Raw genomic sequence first — 18,030 nt, forward strand, 5'->3', positions numbered from 1 at the left:
GAGTTGTACCATGGATTTACACGATAAAGTTGCACTGGTTACCGGTGGTGGCTCCGGCCTTGGGCGCGCCACTTGTGAACAGTTGGCGGCCGCGGGCGCCAAGGTGTTTATTTTTGATATGAACGAGCAGGCCGCCGCTGAAACAGTTGCCACCATTGGCGCCGAAAACGCCGCCTACGCGCAGGTTAACGTGGCCGACGAGGCCTCTGTTGAGGCGGGCTTTGAGGCGCTGCAAGCGCGCTTTGGCAGCCTGCAGGTGTGCGTAAACTGCGCAGGCATAGCCACTGCCGGTAAAATTCTAGACCGCGAAAATAACCCGTTGCCACTTGGTGAGTTTGCCAAAACCATCAGCGTGAATTTGGTGGGCAGCTTCAATGTGGCGCGCATGGCGGCGGCGTTGATGGCAAAAAATGCCCCCCATGGCGAGGCAGCTGAGCGTGGATTAATTGTAAACACCGCATCGGTGGCCGCCTTTGAAGGCCAGCTTGGCCAATGCGCTTATTCTGCCAGTAAAGGTGGCATTGTGGGTATGACGCTGCCCATGGCGCGCGACCTTGCCAAGCTCGGGATTCGCGTGAACGCAATCGCCCCGGGCATTATGGGTACGCCCATGCTCTTGGCCATGCCCGATAACGTGCAAGAGGCCTTAGTGGCTAACATACAGTTTCCAAAGCGCATGGGTTTGCCCAAGGAATACGGTGACCTGGTAGTGCATTTGGCAAACAACAGTTACATCAATGGGGAAACTATTCGTCTTGATGGCGCCATTCGCATGCAGCCGCGCTAGCTTCTTAGTAGCGCGGCTTTTAAGCGCCACTGTGCGGGCAGGCCCTGCGGTGATAGGCACCAGTACACCGGCCAAGGTGTATTGGTGCAACCTTTTACAGGGCGCCTTGCGGTGGTGTGCGTTATCGCGCAGGTGTTGCGCAGATTACACTAATTTGTGATGTGAACCGCACCAGCACCTTGCTGGCTCTCCAGCACAATCATGGCCTTGTGCGCAGGAATGGGTTTGCTGAACAGGTAGCCCTGGGCTAAATCGCAATGGTTGGCCTGTAAAAACGCCAGCTGTTCTTGCGTTTCCACACCTTCTGCCACCACCTGAAAGCCCAGTTGGCGGGCCAGAAAAATAATCACCGCCGAGATGTGCATGTCGCTTTCATCGTAGGGAATATCCTTGATGAATTCGCGATCAATCTTCAACGTATCTACCGGTAGGTTTTTCAAATAACTGAGTGACGAATAACCGGTGCCGAAGTCATCTATGGCAATGCTCACGCCCAGGGATTTCACCTTCTCAATGGTGCGCAGTGCGAGTGTGATGTTGTCCATCAGCAGGGTTTCGGTGATTTCAAGTTCCAGCTGTCCCGAGCGTATGCCATAGCGGTTGATGGTTTGCTGTAAAAACGGCAAAAAGTGGGCGCTGGAAAAGTGATCGCTGGCAATATTTACCGAGACTTTTACATCAGGGTAGAGGTTTTGCCAGGTTTTCAGCTGCCGGCAGCTGGCTTCTAGCATCCAGTTGTCGAGCTGGGTCTGTAGCCCCAGGTCTGCCATCATGGGCACAAATTCCGCTGGGTTCAGCACGCCGCGATCCGGGTGATCCCAGCGGCACAGGGCTTCAAAGCCGCGTATTTTGCTGGTCATATCCACTTTGGATTGCAAGTACAGGCGGAACTCTTTTTGTTCGAGCGCCCGGTGAATTTCAGCCTCCAGCGACACTTTACTGCGCGAGATGGATTTAAATTCCGGCGTGAATTCCAGGTAGCTATTGCCGCCTTTTTGTTTGGCGCGGTACATGGCAATTTCGGCGTTGCGCAACAGTTCAACAGCGGCAGTGCTGTGCTCCAGGCGGGTGAGCCCCATGCTCGCGGTAATCATCAGCTTTTGCTGTTTGATGATCATGGGTTGGCGAATCATCTCGTTGATTTTGTTCAGCCGGATTTTTAAATCTGCAGGGTTCAGGCTGGTGATGAGCACGCCAAACACATTGCCAGACAGGCGTGCGCAAAAATCTTTGCCGCCCACCGCCGAGCGAATGCGCTCAGCCACCTTGGCCAGCAGCATGTCGCCACTTTGGTGGCCAAGGGAATCGTTAATGCGCTGAAATTTGTCTACATCAATTACTAAAATTGTGGATCTATCCAGATCAGCGCCGCTTTCCAGTAGCTGTTCAATTTCGTAAATAAACAGATTGCGATTGGGCAGGTTGGTGAGCGGATCGTAGAGCGCCAGGCGCTCCATTTCGCGGTTGCGGTGATCGGCCGAGCGGGCGGCGGCTTCCAGCTGAAAGGTGAGCTCGGTTGTCACTTCACCTAATAGATCCAGTTCATCCACCGTACGTTTGGCCTTGGTGGGCAGCCGTTGGCGCGCCGGTTCGTATTGTTGTTCTGCCAGCAGGTGCAAGGTGCCGGTGTGACGGCGCAGACGGTAAATTTGCTGGCGGCTGATCAGCCAGTTAAGGCACAGCAAGGCGATCAACGCGCACACGGCAATGATGGCTTGCAGTTTTAGTAGTTCAATGCGCTGATTCAGGGGCGCGGCTTCATCGCTGATGATCAGCCAGTTGAGATTGCGGGTGCCGGCAATGGGCAGCAATTTGTAGTGGTAGCGGTTGAGATCCCAATCTATCAGCGGTTGCTTTAATAGGCTGCGCAGCTCGGCAATGTTTTGAATATTGTAAAAGTCGCTGTTGGGGTTGAGAGACCAGCTTTGTTTCCAGTTATCTTGGCCGTCTGCTTGTACCAAAAGTACGTGAATATTGGGGTGCTCGCTAAAGTGGGTGACCAAATTCGCAAGTGGCACTTCACCCACCAGCATGCGCGTGGGGTGGCCGCTTATGCGAAATGGCACGCCCACGTATTGGGCACAGCGGCGGTCACAGGCGAGCAAGGCGTCGGCGGAGTCGCTGCGGTAGAGCGTGTTGATCCACTCGGCGTCCACAATGGCAGGCCAGCGTGTATCGTGCGACAGCAACGCCTGGCCCGTGCGTTCGAAAATTTGCAGGTTGCTGAATTGGCCAGCGGCGTGCAGCAGGCTCCAGTCGTGCATCAAACGGTTGGTAATGGGGCTTTGTGGCTCTGCAGGCAGGTGCTGTGCCCACTCTTGCAGTATGTGCACCCGTGCGCGAAAGCCTTGGTCCAGGGTGCGGTTCAGCTGCTGCGCGAGGTTCAGCTTACTTTGGGTAAGCTCTGCTTCAACCAGTTTGTTTTGCTCTTGCCAATGGAAGTAAAGCAGCACAAACAACGACAGCACCACCAGGGTACCGAGCATAAACTGTGCTTTTATCGCCAGGCTGAACAGCCGGGTTTTGGTCATACATCACCCTTTATAATAATGGGACGAGTATACAGTAAGGGCCTGAATGCAAAAGCGTTGCCCGTTCACAAAGTGTGTATTGGCTCATTCTTTAGTATGATTTTTTCGTTTATTGCGCGGCGTCGGGTGTGTGCCGGTAGCGCCACCACAGCCAGAGGGCGGCGGCAAAAAACAGCGCCGACGCACACCAGATTACCCAGCGACCGCCCAGTAGTGCAAGCAGTGCACCCACCAGCGCCATAATGACATTGGCCAGGCAAAAATTCGTGGTAAGCAGGCCCATCACCCGCCCCTGGCCATAGTGGCCGTAGTTGGCAGACATGAACGCTGGGAAAATGCCGTTTTCCAGCGCAATGGTGGCCCCCATAAGGGTGAATACAAGTAAACAGGCCCAGGTATTTAGCCAGGGTAAAAGCCCCGTTAGCAGCCCAAGCACAATTACACAGCCCAAAATCATCTGGCGCTCACTGGCCAGCTGGCTGAGCCGGGTTACAAAAAACGCGCTGGTAATAATCATGGTGAGCGAGAGGCTCACGGATAGCCAGGCGATCTCTTGTGGCCCGTGGCCAAAGGCTTCCACCAGCCACAGCGGGAAGTATTCGTAGAAGGTATTGAGTGCCAGTGAAAACAACAGGTGAAAAATAATCAGCGGGCGGATGCCCGGGTCTTTCACGAGGCCAATGGAGTTACTTTCACGCACCGCTTGCCAAAAGCCTTGGGCGTTTTGGGTGTGCGCGTCATCTGGCGCTATACCCCAAGCCACTACGGCCAGGCACACAGCCACCGTGGCTGCGGCTGCAATAAAGGCTGCATCAACGCCGAAGGGCATTAAATAGCCGCCCGCAATAGGGCCCACCAGCCAGCCTGCGTAGGTGGCTGCAAATACCAAAGACAGCGCGCGCTTGCGATCAATGGCGGGGTGCAGATCCACAGCAATGGCCCGGGCGATGGAAATGTTGCCCTCGCAAATGCCCGTGAGCAGGCGCATGGCGGCAAACCAAAGGTAGGATTCTTCACGCAGCGCCCACACAGTGCCGCCATAGCTTAACGCTGCAATGAACAGGGTGATGTTCAACACCCGCTTGCGGCCGTATAAATCTGACAGCGCACCAATGGCCGAGCCGCCAATGAGCAGCCCAAGCGGGTAAAGCGCCAACACGATGCCCAGCAAGAGCTTGGGGTGCAGGCCTGCAAATTGGGTGAGGGCGGCGCTGCTGCTCGGGTCAAGAAAATACGGGGCAAGAATGGGGTAGGGCAGGGCAATGCCCACGGTGCCAATAAAAGACACCAGCATAACCGCCAGCAGTGCTGCTCTGGGTGAGGCAAGATGGATCATAGCTCTAAAAACATCAACCTGTGCGCAATAAAAAGCCCGGCGGGTGCCGAGCTTGCAGTGTGCGCGAATTTGGCGGTTTTGGCGATTGTTACAGGCAATTAATTGCGCCGGGGTTATTGCACAACCACTGCGCCATCACGCTTGTAGATCACGCCGTTTTTCATTACAAAATCCATCTGCTGCAGGCGTGAGATGTCGGCCAGCGGGTCGCCTTTTACCGCCACAATATCGGCCCACATACCGGCACTGATGGCGCCTGTTTGCTGTTCTATGCCCAGTAGCCTGGCCGCTGAAACCGTGGCCGATTGAATGGCTTCCATTGGTGGCATGCCGGCTTCCACCATGTAGACGAACTCTTGGGCGTTCTCGCCATGGGGGAATACGCCTGCGTCGGTACCGAAGGCAATGTTCACGCCGTTTTTATAGGCGCGCCCGAAGGTGCCCTGAATCAATGGCCCGATGGCGGCGGCCTTGGGCACCACTACCGGCGGGAAGTAGCCTTCAATGGCGGCTTTTTCAGCCACAAATTTGCCGGCGCTGATGGTGGGCACAAACCAGGTATCGTGCTTTTTCATCAGCTTCATGGTTTCTTTATCCATGTAAGTGCCGTGCTCAATGGAATTGACGCCCGCGCGAATGGCCCGCTGCATGCCCTCTACCCCGTGGGCGTGTACGGCCACTGTCATGCCGTAATCTTTGGCAGTTTGTACGATGGCCTCGATTTCATCTTCAAAAAATTGCGGGTTCTGGCCATTTTTCGCAACACTCAATACACCCCCGGTGGCGGTGATTTTGATGAGGTCTGAGCCGTCTTTGTAGCGCTGGCGCACGCTTTCACGGGCATCGGCAATGCCGTTGACTACGCCCTCTTTCGGCCCTGGCTGGCCCATGGTGGCGTGGTTGTGGCCGTTGGTGGGGTCTGCATGGCCACCGGTGGTAGCAATGGATTTACCTGCCGTGTATACGCGGGGGCCCGCCACCAGGCCTTGGTTGATGGCGTTGCGCAGTGAAATGGTGACTTGGTAATTATCGCCCAGGTTGCGCACAGTGGTGAAACCGGCCAGCAGGGTTTTCTCGGCATAGGCCACCGAGCGGTAGGCGTAGTCGGCGGCGTTGAGCTGGTAGCGCTCGGAGTAGGCCTTGGGGTTCATTTCGTGATCAAGATGCACGTGCATGTCCATCAAGCCCGGCATCACCGTGTGCTGGGATAAATCAATCACCTCATCGCCCTCGGCCGGGGCCTCAAAGCCTGCACTAATGCCGGTGATTTCACCGTCGTTAATGCGAATAGTGTGCTGTTGCAGGGCTTTGCCGCGCAGCGTGTCGATCAGCTGGCCTGCGTGAATAAGGGTATCGGCGGTTGCGGTTGCGGTGAGGGTGCTTAGCAACAGCGCAAAAATCAGTGGGGGCTTTTGCATGGGGAATCCTGTGGGTTCAGTCGTTATTCTTGGGGTAGTACATTTGTGCAGCCTAGTATGGGACGAATGTGTGCCCCGGTGCCTCATAAGTGCATTCTACGGTGTGTTTGGCCAGATGTGAGGGGTGAACGGAAAAAACCATGTTTTATGGCCAGCTGGTCATTATAATAGCCGGCTGAATAAGTGCCGCCCTGGGCCAGCCCGAGGGTCAATGCACCGAATGCAACATCTGAGCACTGCTATTTAAGGCTCAGAGCCACTAAGGCCAGACAGGAAAAATGCCATGATCATAAAACCAAAGGTGCGTGGATTCATTTGTACCAACGCCCACCCACAGGGATGCGCCGCCCACGTGCGCGAGCAGATAGATTTCATCAAGGCCCGCGGCCCCATTGAGAATGGGCCTAAAAATGTACTGGTTATTGGTTGCTCCACAGGTTATGGCCTGGCATCACGCATTACCGCGGCCTTTGGTAGCCAGGCAAAAACCATCGGTGTTGCCTTCGAAAAGCCGCCCACCGAGCGTAAAACCGGTTCGGCAGGTTATTACAACACTGCAGCCTTTCATGCCGAGGCCGAGGCGGCTGGCCTGTTTGCCGCGAGCATAAATGGCGATGCCTTCAGCGATGAAATCAAAGAGAAAACCCTGGCGCTGGTGAAGGCGCACATGGGTAAAGTAGACCTTGTGGTTTACTCGCTGGCCTCGCCGCGCCGCACAGACCCAAAAACCGGCGTGCTCCACTCCTCTGTGTTGAAGCCCATTGGCGAGGGTTACACCGCCAAGAACCTCAATACCGACACCCTTAAGATTTCAGATATCACCGTTGAGCCCGCCTCGGAAGACGAGATCGCCAACACCGTAAAAGTGATGGGCGGTGAAGACTGGGAGCTATGGATCGATGCGCTGCAAAAGGCCGATTTACTGGCCGACAATGCGCGCACCGTGGCCTACACCTACCTGGGTGAAAAGCTCACCTGGCCCATCTATGGCCACGCCACCATTGGTAAAGCCAAAGAAGATCTGGATCGTGCAGCACAAGCTATTAACGAGCGTTTGGCCGGGCAAAATGGCCGCGCCAATGTGTCGGTATTGAAGGCGCTGGTAACGCAATCGTCTTCTGCCATTCCTATCATGCCTTTGTACATTTCGCTGGTGTACAAAGTTATGAAGGAAGAAGGCACCCACGAAGGCTGTATTGAGCAGCTCTACCGCCTGTTTACCGAAGGCTTGTACACCGATCAACCGCGCCTGGACGATCACAACCGCCTGCGCATGGATAACTTGGAACTCAAGCCAGAAACGCAAGCAAAAATTGAAGCCTTGTGGCCCAAGGTTACCGAGGAAAACCTGTTCGATATTACCGATTACAAGGGCTATAACGACGACTTCCTGAAACTCTTCGGTTTTGGTTTGAGTGGTGTGGATTACGAAGCCGATGTAGACCCGGTAGTGCCGGCACCCTTTGTAGACTAAGTTGCATGATTACCCGTGCTACGGGTGCATGTGTGCAGAAGGCGACGTCAAGTCGCCTTTTTTATGGCCGCTACCGGTTAATTTTGAGTGTTGCAAAGTGTGCGCGTACACTGTGCGATGTGGCTAAACTTCGGCCGCCAAGTACTTAAAAGGACATACCTTCACTATGGCATCGCTGCCTCAAACACTTGTTGAGTTCCCGCTCACCCATGAAACGGTGGTTACCATTGCGCCGGGCGTGCGCAGGCTGGTGTGTAACAACCCGGGACTCATGACCGGCCTTGGCACTAATACCTACATAGTGGGCGAGCAGGCCTTGGCGGTGATAGATCCGGGCCCGATGGATGAGCAGCACATAGCGCGCCTGTGTAGGCTTGGCGATATTCGCTGGGTGCTGGTGACCCATACCCATCGCGATCACTCGCCGGCCGCGGCATTATTGGCCGCGCGCACTGGCGCCAAACTGCTCGGTGCGCTGGGCCCGGAAGATGGCCATCAAGACACCAGCATGCGCCCCGATCAGGCGCTGACTGATGGCTACCGGCTCAATACACCGGAATTTACCCTAACGGCCATACACACGCCGGGCCACGTGCAAAATCACTTTTGTTTCTTGCACCAAAAGTCCGGTATTTTGTTTACCGGCGATCACGTCATGCAGGGCACCACGGTGGTGATTATTCCCCCCAGTGGCGACATGCAAGATTATATTGAAAGTGTTGAGCGCATGGCCGCTTTACCCGTGCAATGGCTGGCGCCGGGCCACGGCCATGTAATGGCCGATGTGGCAAACTATTTGGCGGCGCTGGTGGCACACAGATTGACCCGTGAAGAAAAAATCTGGCAAGTGCTGGCGCAAGCGCCTGAACCGCGCACCATGGCGGCGCTCACGGCCCAGGCCTACGACGATGTTGATGAGTCTTTGCACGCCTGGGCCGTCTATTCACTGTGGGCGCACTTGGTCAAGCTGGAAAAGGAAGGGCGTGCACGAATGTGTGCCGCGCCAAAAGATGCACTGGCCGATTGGCTGTGGCAGCCGGTGAAAACTGCGCACTCATTCACCTAAATTCTCAGGAGCAACCCTGTGACAATGCGATATAAAAAACTGGGTTCATCAGATCTGGAAGTGAGCCACATTTGCCTGGGCACTATGACCTATGGCGAGCAAAACACCCAGGAAGACGCCTTCGAGCAAATGGATTATGCATTGAGCCGCGGCATTAATTTTTTCGACACAGCCGAACTCTACCCCGTGCCCCCCAGGCCTGAAACCCAGGGGCAAACAGAAACCATTGTGGGCAATTGGCTGGCGGCCAGTGGCAAGCGCAAAGACATCGTATTGGCCACCAAAGTTACCGGCAGAGGCGATGCCAATTCCGGTGTGGCCCACATTCGCCAAGGCCCGCGCTTAACGGGTGATCATATCCGTGCGGCTGTAGAGCAATCGCTTGAACGGCTGCAAACCGATTACATCGACCTCTATCAAATTCACTGGCCAGAGCGGCGCACCAATTTCTTTGGCCAGTTCAGTTATCGCCACAGTGACGACGACGGCGTGGCCATTGAAGACACACTCTCGGCGCTGCAGGAGTTGGTGGAGTGGGGCATGGTCCGCCATATTGGGTTATCCAATGAAACGCCCTGGGGAGTGATGGAATATTTGCGGCTGGCGCGTGAACACGATATGCCGCGCATCGTCTCTATTCAAAACCCCTACAATTTATTGAACCGCGGTTTTGAGTTGGGGCTTGCGGAAATGGCCGTGCGCGAAAAAGTGGATTTGCTGGCCTATTCGCCCTTGGCCTTTGGCGTGTTGTCGGGCAAATACCTTAACAATGCCAAGCCTGCGGGCGCGCGCCTCACGCTTTTTGAGCGCTTTGTGCGCTACAACAACGCCGAGGCCCGTGCAGCCACCGAGGCCTACGCCGCTCTGGCCCAGCGCCACCAGCTCTCGCTTTCACAAATGGCCTTGGCCTACGTGAACCAGCAGGTGTTTTTGGGCAGCAATATTATTGGCGCAACCACCTTGGCCCAGCTTAAAGAAAATATCGACAGCGCCCAGGTGCAATTAAGCGATGAGCTACTTTCAGAAATCGATGCCATTCACAAGCGCTATACTGTACCTGCCCCGTGATTTGGCGGCGAATTACACTCATTCACACAGGATGTTCAGGTTTATGGCAAAGCGTATAAATGCCGCTTTTTTAGCGGTGGCAAGCCTTGTGGCCTCGCCGTTTGCATTGGCAGATGATCACAACCCGGCCACAGTCAAGGGAGGCTTCTATTTAGGTGTAAAAGGTATTTATACCGATCTGGCGCCCGAGGCCACAGATAACGCAGGCGGTGTGGGCCTGCTGGTGGCCGAGCATTACGCCAATGGTTTTGGCGTAGAGCTTGAAGGTACACGCAGTGAAGCCGATGTGAATTTACTCGACCTCAATGAAGACTACACCCTCGATACCCTGGGCCTTTACGGCGTTTACCGCTCACCCGGTGCATTGTATTTTAAAGTGCGTGGCGGGTTGCTCTGGAAGCAGCTCAGCGTCGGTGGTGACCGCACCGATAAAACCGCCTTTGGCGGCGGAGTGGGTGGCGGCTACGACTTCGGTAAACTATTGATTGAAGCCGAATACACCTATGTAGACAAAGACATCGCACAGGCAAGTATTGCCGTGATTGGAAAATTTTAATGCACAATTCTTACGGTGTGTGTAGGGCAGGGCAATGATTGTTTACGGCGACCGACGCTCCGGCAATTGCTACAAAGTGCAACTGGTGATGAGCCTGTTGCACATTGATCACACCTGGCGTGCGGTAGATGTTTTACAAGGCGGCACGCAGACGCCTGATTTTTTGAGTAAAAACCCGAACGCCAAAATTCCATTATTGGAATTTGAAGACGGCCGCTGCCTTTGGGAATCTAACGCCATTGTGAATTACCTGGCGCAGGGTTCTGATTTATTGCCCAGTGATGCGTTTAGCCTGGCCAAGGTACAGCAGTGGCAATTTTTTGAGCAGTACTCCCACGAGCCCTATATTGCGGTTGCGCGCTTTATCAATAAATATTTGGGTTTGCCAGAGGCCCGGCGCGCGGAGTATGAAGCCAAACAAGCGGGCGGTTACCGCGCCCTTGGCGTAATGGAACAACAATTGAAATTAACGCCATATTTGGTGGGCGATAGCCTGACCACTGCCGACATCGCGCTGTTTGGCTATACGCCTGTGGCCCATGAGGGCGGATTCGATTTAACGGAATACCCCGCAGTGCGTGCATGGATTGAGCGCGTGCAGCAAACACCGCATTTTATAGCCATGGAAAGCTAAGGCGGCTGCCGCCGCCTGAGCCTTTCGCTCACTTTTTTACCTGGATTCGTTTTCGCTTAAGGCGCGATCAAGCGCTGTGGCGCGCGCGCCGGGCATGGCTGCATGCTTGGCAAACAAATTGTAGGCCGTGGGTACAATAAACAGGGTAAACAAGGTGGCGGCCAACACGCCGTAAAACAAGGTAACGCCAATCATGGTGCGGGTTTCTGCACCGGCTCCAAAAGAGATAATTAACGGCACAGCGCCTGCCATGGTGGTGATGCTGGTCATCACAATCGGGCGCAGGCGAATAGCGGCGGCCTCGCGAATGGCTTCATTGATGGTGCGCCCTGCGCTGCGCAGTTGGTTGGCAAACTCTACAATCAAAATGCCGTTTTTCGCCGCCAGCCCAATAAGCATTAGCAGTGCAATCTGGCTGTAGATGTTGAGCGAATTACCCGTAGACCATAGCCCGAATAAACCGCCGGCCATGGCCAGTGGTACAGTGAGCATAATGATCATGGGGTGTACGAAACTTTCAAACTGGGCTGCCAATACCAGAAACACCACAATTAGACCGAGCGCGAAAATAAACGCGACAGACTGGCCGCTGCGTGTGTAGTCGAGCGAGTCGCCTTTGTAATCGATTTGTGCATACTCCGGTAATTCCTCGGCCACAATGCGCGTCAGGTAGTTGAGCGCTTCACCTAGCGATACGCCTTCCACATTGGCCTCAAGGGTAATGGCGCGAATGCGGTTGTAGCGGCTCAATGTGCCCGCATCGGCAAAGGCTTCCAGTGTTACCAGGTTTGCCAGGGGAATCAGTTGTTGGCTACGGCTTGAGCGCACGTAAATGTTTTGTAAATCCGTGGGGCTGCGTTTATCGCTGCGCTCGCCTTCAATGATGACATCGTACTCTTCGCCCTGATCAATAAAGGTGGTAACCCTGCGTGAGCCCAGTAAACTTTCCAGGGTAGTGCCTATGGTGTTTACGGTAACGCCTAGCTCGGCTGCGCGATCATAGTCAATGGCAATTTTGTATTGGGGTTTGGTTTCTTTGTAATCCCAATCAATGTCTGTGAGGCCGGGGTTATCTGCCTGAATGCGCGCGTTAAGCTGATCGCGCCAGTTGGCGAGCTCGGCATAGGTTGCACCACCCAAAACAAATTGCACGGGCTTGCTGGTGCCGCCACGAATGCCTTGGCGCATAACCGGGAAGGCGCGAATGCCGGGCAGGTCAGACAGGCGGTTGCGTACATCTGTCATTATGTCCCAGGCTGAGCGGCGCTCGCTCCAATCGCTTAGCGTGACAATCACAATGCCGCCGGAGAAATCTGTTAAATTGCCAAAGCTTCGCGGTGCCCGCACCAGCAGCCGTTGGGCTTCACCATCATCCAGCAAAAATTGCAGCCGCTGCTCTATCTCGTTCATGTAATCTACTGTGTGTGCGTAGCTTGCACCCTCCGGGCCGCTGACTATCACAAAAAATGCCCCCCGATCCTCTTTAGGCACATACTCGCGGGGAATGCTTTGTTCAAAAAATACCGCACTGGCCAACAGCGCCAAGGTGGCACCGGCCAAAAGCCAGGGCCTGGCAAGGCTTTTATCGAGAAGCTGGCTGTAGCGCGTGCGCAACGCGTTAAACAAATGATCCATTTTCTGAACCGGTGCCGAGGGCGCGCTATTGGCTTTAAGCAGACTGGTGGCGAGCACGGGCGAAAGCGAAAGTGCCACAAAACTTGAAAACACCACCGCCGCCGAAAGGGTAAGGGCAAACTCTGTAAACAACTGGCCCAGGTCGCCCTCCAAAAATGTAATGGGAATAAATACGGCGACTAGCAGCACGGTGGTGGAAATCACCGCAAAGCCCACTTGCCGGGTGCCTTTAAAGCTGGCCACCAGGGGCGATTCTCTTTTGTCTTCAATACGCCTGTGAATATTTTCCAGCACCACTATGGAGTCGTCTACCACAAGGCCAATGGCCAGTACCAGGGCAAGCAGGGTTAACAGGTTAATGGTAAAGCCCAGGGCAAATAACACGATGGCCGTGGCAATGAGTGACACTGGCACGGTGACGGCCGGAATTAACATGGCGCGCAGGCTGCCTAAAAACAGGTAGATCACAAGCACTACCAGGCCAATGGCAATAAACAGCGTTTTGTACACTTCGCTGATGGAGGCCTCAATAAATACCGAGGAGTCGTAGCTGGGTTTAATGGCCATGCCCTGTGGCAGGGTGGGGTTAATGCGGGCCATGGCTTCACGGGCATTGCGTGCAACATCAATGGTATTGGCGGTGCTTTGTTTTGAAATACCCAAGCCCACCATGGGTTCGCCATTGCCGCGAAACAGGGTGCGGCTTTCTACCGTGCCCATTTCAACCCGCGCCACATCTGCCAGACGTACAAGGTAGCCGCTTGTACCCTGGCGCAATACCAGCTGTTTGAAATCGTCTGCAGCTCTAAAACTGCGATCTACGCGCACAGTAAATTGCCGCTCTAGGGATTCAATAGAACCTGCGGGCAGCTCTACGTTTTCAGAGCGCAGCGCCGCTTCTACTTCTGCCACGGTAAGGTTTTGTGCAGCCAGCGCCTGGCGGTTAAGCCAAATGCGCAGGGCATAACTTTGCGCGCCGCCCACGCGAACACGCGCCACACCAGGCAGCACACTGAAGCTGTCTACCAGGTAGCGCTCGGCGTAGTCGGTGAGCTCTGGCAGTGTCATCTCGGTGCTCACAAGGTTCAACCAGATAATGGGTGAATCGTCGGCATCCACTTTTTGAATATCCGGCGCGTCTGCTTCTCTGGGCAGGCTGTCGCGCACGCGCGAGACGCGATCGCGGATGTCGTTGGCTGCGGCGTCTATGTCGCGCTCAACGGAAAACTCTACGGTAACCCGCGATCGGCCATCTTCACTGGCCGATTCAATGTACTTGATGCCCTCTACCCCTGAAATGCGATCTTCAATCACCTTGGTGATGCGCGTTTCCACCACGGCTGCGCTGGCGCCGGGGTAGCGGGTGTCGATTGAAACCACTGGCGGGTCTATGTCGGGGTATTCGCGCAGCGGCAAGCGATCAAAGGCCACCAGGCCAAAGGCCACTAGCAGTAGTGAAAATACCGTGGCCAGTACTGGCCGGCGCACGGAAATATCAGACAACAACATACTCATTGCCCCCCGGTGCGTTGCAGTAAATCGGGCAGCCGTTCACCGAGGGCTTGGGTGGCAAGAATGTTCACAGCGCTGCCCTGGCGCACCTTTACGGTGCCGTGGGTAATCACTAAATCCCCTGCGGCCAGGCCTGCAAGAATCTCCACCTGGCCGGGTATGCGGCTGCCCACCTCTACGGCCACTTTTTCAACGGTTGCAGGGGTGGCTTCGGTATTTACGCGCATCACAAAATGCTGGCGCCCTTCGGGTACCAGTGCCTCTTCGGCAATGATCAGTGCACGGCGGGGTGCCTTTTGCAGTGTGACAGTCATTAACAGCCCGGGCCTCAGGCTATAGTGGGGGTTGTCGATCAGGGCGCGAACCACAATGGATCGGGTAATCGGATCTACCCGGGAATCGATGCTGACCACCTCCCCTTCAAAGCCCTGGTTGCCGAGTGCTTTGGCTTGGGCGGTCACTTTCAGGCCGGGTTTTAGGTAGGGCAAGTAGGTAGAGGGCACAGAAAAGTCGAGCTTCATGACGGTATCGTCATCAAGGGTGGTGATGGGTTGCCCCGCGCTCAGCAAGGTGCCCACGCTTACGGTGCGCAACCCCACCACACCCGCAAAGGGCGCCACAATCTGCATTTCTTGCATGCGCGCGGCCAGCGCATCCAGACGGGCTTGGGCCGCCTGATAGGTTCTGCGCTGTTCATCAAGTTGCGACTGGGGCGCCAGGCCGTCTTGTGCGAGTTTTTTTACCCGTTCGTACTGGCGCCTGGCTTCATTCACCACCAGCGACAATTCCTGTTGCTGGGCCTTTTCTTCCAGATTATTAAGTTCTACCAACAGCTGGCCTTTGCTTACGCGCTCGCCATCGCGAAAGCCTATGGCGGTAATGCGATTGGTGACGCTGGTGGTGAGCACAACCGATTCGTAGGCCCTGAGTGTGCCCAAGGCCTCGATGCGATCGGAAAACGGCTGTTGCTCGACCTTTTGAACGTAAACGCCCGTGGGGTTGGCCATCACCATGGGTGCCAGCGAGCAGGCAATAACTAACAGGGTTTTAAAAATGATCGAGTGCATGCAGGCTCCGGTGGGTAAGTGCGTTGGGCAGGCAGGGTGGTGGCCAGTTGTGTGGATTAAAGCTTAAACCTAGGTTCTCTTTTGCTAAACAGCAAAACCAAAGTGTTTGTACGGCTACATGACATTTTTCTCACAATTGCGTGCGCGGCCCGGAACTTTTGGGCGCAGGCGTTACTCCAATAAACCATGAACGCTTACTGGCATTCATGTCTCTCCCTAAGCCCGTGCGTGCCATAGCGCCCGGCATATTGTGCCGCTCTTTGAGCGGCATTTTTTATGGCTTGGCAAGTTACGGGTAAACCAAGCCTGTGGATCAGGCATTGGGCTTATTGCGCCTTTAAACTGCGCAATTGGCGCAGGCGCATGAAGTCGCGGATCAGCTCGTAGCCAGAGACTGCCCCGATTGCCACAAACACACTGTTCATGGCCTGATTTAGGTGCAGCATCATGTCGGCAGCGCCAGGGTAGTCGCTCACCAGTTGCGGCAGGGCGGAATCTGGCACGCAGAGCAGCAGTGTTACTACGGCAATGCATCCGGTGTTGAGCACCATATTGGCCACAAGGCTCGGCGCGTCCCAGTGCGGGCGCAAGCAGTGATACAGGTGCAGCGCACTGTAGAGCAGTAGCAGGCCGCCAATCACGGGCGTGAGCGCAGCAATGAGTTCAAGGCTGCTTTGTGTGGGGTAATTAAGGCCTATGTCTTCAAGTGCGGGAAACCAGCCAAATACCATGGCGGCAAACATCAGGTTGATGGCCAGTAAAAACGCGCATTCACCCCGCGCGCGCAGGCTCCACGCAGGGCGCAGCGGCGCCAGGCTGTCGGCCTGCCAGGGCTTGGCCTGCAGGTATCTTTGCAAGGGCTGCTCGGCAAAATAAAACACTGCCGTAATGAAGGTAAAAAACCACACAAAGTGCTCGATGCTGTTACTTATCACAAACAGCAGCATGCTCACGGGCCTTACTTCGGTGTGGGAAAGGGCGTGCAAGAGGGCGTAACCGGAAAATACACCCACCAGCACCCAGGCAAGGTTTTGCAGTACCAGTTTGTAAACTTCAAGCAGCGGTTGGCTAATCAATGCCTGACGGCTATGAAATCGGCTGGCGTATAGCATCGGATTGCCAAATTGTTGCACCAAAGATTTGGCGTGTTGTTGGGGGCATTCGGGTCTTGGGCCTGTAGCTCTTCCAGCTGATCGTTGAGCTGGGCGCCCAGTTCTTCGCATAAATCCTCGCGGCTAGCGGCGGGGAAGAAAGGGCGGGCGGCGGCAATGTAGCGGGCAATCCAGCTCATGGTGCAATCTCCTTGTGGGCGTTGCGAATTTGATCTACCGCCCGGGCCAGGCGGCACCATTCGGCATCCAGTTGGGGTAGCAGTTGTTCACCCAAGGGCGATAAACGGTAAAAGCGGCGCTTGCGGCCGGATTCTTCGCGCCAGTCGCTGGTGAGCAGTGCGTCTTTCTCCAGCCTGCGCACCAGCGGGTAGAGGGTGCCTTCTTCTACTTCCAGGCCGTGGCCTGCCAGGTGCTTGCGAAGGGAATAGGCGTAGTGCTCTTGGCGGAACGCCAGCAATACCGCCAGCGACAAGCTACCCCGGCGCAATTCCTGGGTCATTTTGTGTAGCGGCGCATCCGTGTCCATTGGGTGCCTCGATATTTATACTGTGTAATGCACAGTAAATACTATGTGGTGCACAGTATTGTGTCAAGGTGCTGATTGGCCTCAAGCACTGGGCCTGGCAAGGAGAGGGCTGGGCGCGCCAGGAATAGCCCCAAAGGCCAGAAAATGTTGGGTGCCAAAAGGTGAGCGTGCGGAAAGTGAAAAAAGTGGAAATTTAATGGAACTAAGTGGCCGCAGGCACATCCAAGAACCATATGAATGAACGTTGGTGTGTTTTTCATATTGTCTCCTCATTGATTGATGCTTAGCCGCGCCTTTTGGCGCGGCTTTTTTATGGGCGCCATTTGAGTGGCCGGTGGCTTATTTGGGAGGTAAAAAAAGGCGGCCAATGGCCGCCTGAAATAACACGAGGATGAGGAAAAGGTTGGCGCTTAGTGCCCGGGTTTACTAATAGTAAATTCTTGCTTGGTAGCCGCCAGCAATGGCGTTGATACGCATGCCCTGGGTCTTTGCTTTGGGTTGCCCGTAGTAGTTAATGCGACCTTGGTCGGCGGTTTTTGCATCTAAATGACGTTTTACTTTCACCGTCATGCGGGCGCTGCCGGCCACGTGAAGTTGGGCATCGTTTGCACGCAGGCCTGTGGCCGTGCACTCGCCATCGCCATCCATGTGCCACTGCACGTGGGTGGCCTGGCCGCTCAGTTTGCAATTCACCTGGCCTTTGAGCGCCCCTTGCAGCGTGTTGAGGTGTAGCCCGTCTGCGCGCACAAGGCCCGCGCCATTGGCTACCAAGCGCATGCTCTGCCCGTGAATCTCATCAGCCTGCACATCAATTTTGCCGTTCACGGTAATGGCAAGATTGCTTGCGGTAAGCTTGTTGACATCCAGCTTTCCCAAGCCATTAAAGGTAATGGTCAGCGCAGGCTCATCGATATCTGCAATTCTGGCTGCAAAGTAGCCATTTAATGTGAGTGCCTTGGGTTGTTTGAGTGTTAAGCGATAGTGAATGTCTTGCTGAACCTGATTGCCTCCCAGCGCCTGCTGCCACCATTGCTTGGTTTTGTACCAGGTGGAGCGGGTGCGGGTGTCGGTGATTACCAACAGGTCATCTTCCAGTGCAAGTTCGAGGTGTGGCGTGACATCTTCACCGGCAATCACATCGAGCTGGTTGGTATCACCTTGGGCCACGCTGATGTGGCCGTAGGCATCCAGTCGCACGTTTTGTACGGCATCAAGCGCGTAGGTGTGGCGGAAGTTGCCCGCCGCACACACCCACATGCTGAGTGCGGAAATTGTCAAAAGCAGTGCAATTGCAATTTTCACGATCGC

15 protein-coding genes are annotated in these 18,030 nt (G+C 55.1%); 6 read left to right on the forward strand and 9 right to left on the reverse strand.

Going from position 1 to position 18,030, the window contains the following annotated elements; translation table 11 throughout:
• Positions 1-10: 10 nt before the first annotated feature.
• Positions 11-787 (forward strand): SDR family NAD(P)-dependent oxidoreductase, encoded by a 777-nt coding sequence (locus tag L1F30_RS05645; protein WP_253360482.1) that lies wholly within the window; start codon positions 11-13, stop codon positions 785-787.
• A gap of 149 nt (positions 788-936) precedes the next feature.
• On the opposite strand, the gene L1F30_RS05650 is transcribed toward L1F30_RS05645, so the two are convergent.
• The 3 genes from L1F30_RS05650 to L1F30_RS05660 all read right to left on the reverse strand — a co-directional run bounded on the left by L1F30_RS05650 (position 937) and on the right by L1F30_RS05660 (position 6,072).
• The gene (locus tag L1F30_RS05650) at positions 937-3,318 is read right to left on the reverse strand and encodes a bifunctional diguanylate cyclase/phosphodiesterase (protein WP_253360484.1); all 2,382 of its coding nucleotides are present in this window, start codon (positions 3,316-3,318) and stop codon (positions 937-939) included.
• 109 nt (positions 3,319-3,427) lie between these two features.
• Positions 3,428-4,654: an MFS transporter gene (locus L1F30_RS05655; protein WP_253360486.1), complete on the reverse strand. Its 1,227-nt coding sequence runs from the start codon at positions 4,652-4,654 to the stop codon at positions 3,428-3,430.
• Positions 4,655-4,767: 113 nt separating this feature from the next.
• On the reverse strand, positions 4,768-6,072 hold the full coding sequence (locus L1F30_RS05660) for an amidohydrolase family protein (RefSeq protein ID WP_253360488.1): 1,305 nt from the start codon (positions 6,070-6,072) through the stop codon (positions 4,768-4,770).
• A 283-nt stretch (positions 6,073-6,355) separates the two neighbouring features.
• Here L1F30_RS05660 and fabV point away from each other — a divergent pair, with 283 nt between their 5' ends.
• The 5 genes from fabV (at position 6,356) to L1F30_RS05685 (ending at position 10,870) form a co-directional block, all read left to right on the forward strand.
• Positions 6,356-7,546: an enoyl-ACP reductase FabV gene (gene fabV / locus L1F30_RS05665; RefSeq protein ID WP_253360490.1), complete on the forward strand. Its 1,191-nt coding sequence runs from the start codon at positions 6,356-6,358 to the stop codon at positions 7,544-7,546.
• A 166-nt stretch (positions 7,547-7,712) separates the two neighbouring features.
• The gene (locus tag L1F30_RS05670) at positions 7,713-8,612 is read left to right on the forward strand and encodes an MBL fold metallo-hydrolase (protein WP_253360492.1); all 900 of its coding nucleotides are present in this window, start codon (positions 7,713-7,715) and stop codon (positions 8,610-8,612) included.
• 24 nt (positions 8,613-8,636) lie between these two features.
• The gene (locus tag L1F30_RS05675; RefSeq protein ID WP_253360509.1) at positions 8,637-9,680 is read left to right on the forward strand and encodes an NADP(H)-dependent aldo-keto reductase; all 1,044 of its coding nucleotides are present in this window, start codon (positions 8,637-8,639) and stop codon (positions 9,678-9,680) included.
• A 43-nt stretch (positions 9,681-9,723) separates the two neighbouring features.
• Positions 9,724-10,236, forward strand: coding sequence for an outer membrane beta-barrel protein (locus L1F30_RS05680; protein ID WP_253360511.1), 513 nt, complete (start codon positions 9,724-9,726; stop codon positions 10,234-10,236).
• 34 nt (positions 10,237-10,270) lie between these two features.
• Positions 10,271-10,870 carry a glutathione S-transferase family protein gene (locus L1F30_RS05685; RefSeq protein WP_253360513.1) on the forward strand — a complete coding sequence of 200 codons (600 nt, stop codon included), beginning with the start codon at positions 10,271-10,273 and terminating at the stop codon, positions 10,868-10,870.
• A 36-nt stretch (positions 10,871-10,906) separates the two neighbouring features.
• Here L1F30_RS05685 and L1F30_RS05690 read toward each other — a convergent pair whose 3' ends face one another.
• The 6 genes from L1F30_RS05690 to L1F30_RS05715 all read right to left on the reverse strand — a co-directional run bounded on the left by L1F30_RS05690 (position 10,907) and on the right by L1F30_RS05715 (position 18,024).
• Entirely contained in the window at positions 10,907-14,014 is a 3,108-nt protein-coding gene (locus L1F30_RS05690; protein WP_253360515.1) for an efflux RND transporter permease subunit, read from the reverse strand.
• A gap of 2 nt (positions 14,015-14,016) precedes the next feature.
• Positions 14,017-15,084, reverse strand: a complete 1,068-nt coding sequence (locus L1F30_RS05695; protein ID WP_253360517.1) for an efflux RND transporter periplasmic adaptor subunit — start codon at positions 15,082-15,084, stop codon at positions 14,017-14,019.
• Positions 15,085-15,410: 326 nt separating this feature from the next.
• Positions 15,411-16,160 carry a hypothetical protein gene (locus L1F30_RS05700; RefSeq protein WP_253360519.1) on the reverse strand — a complete coding sequence of 250 codons (750 nt, stop codon included), beginning with the start codon at positions 16,158-16,160 and terminating at the stop codon, positions 15,411-15,413.
• On the reverse strand, positions 16,157-16,375 hold the full coding sequence (locus L1F30_RS05705) for a hypothetical protein (protein WP_253360521.1): 219 nt from the start codon (positions 16,373-16,375) through the stop codon (positions 16,157-16,159). The genes L1F30_RS05700 and L1F30_RS05705 overlap by 4 nt, the downstream gene beginning before the upstream one ends.
• On the reverse strand, positions 16,372-16,722 hold the full coding sequence (locus tag L1F30_RS05710; RefSeq protein WP_253360523.1) for a PadR family transcriptional regulator: 351 nt from the start codon (positions 16,720-16,722) through the stop codon (positions 16,372-16,374). The genes L1F30_RS05705 and L1F30_RS05710 overlap by 4 nt, the downstream gene beginning before the upstream one ends.
• Positions 16,723-17,148: 426 nt before the next feature.
• Positions 17,149-18,024 (reverse strand): GIN domain-containing protein, encoded by an 876-nt coding sequence (locus L1F30_RS05715; RefSeq protein WP_253360524.1) that lies wholly within the window; start codon positions 18,022-18,024, stop codon positions 17,149-17,151.
• Between the last annotated feature and the right edge of the window lie 6 nt (positions 18,025-18,030).

This window comes from Simiduia sp. 21SJ11W-1, from assembly GCF_024138675.1.
Taxonomy (GTDB): Bacteria; Pseudomonadota; Gammaproteobacteria; order Pseudomonadales; family Cellvibrionaceae; genus Simiduia.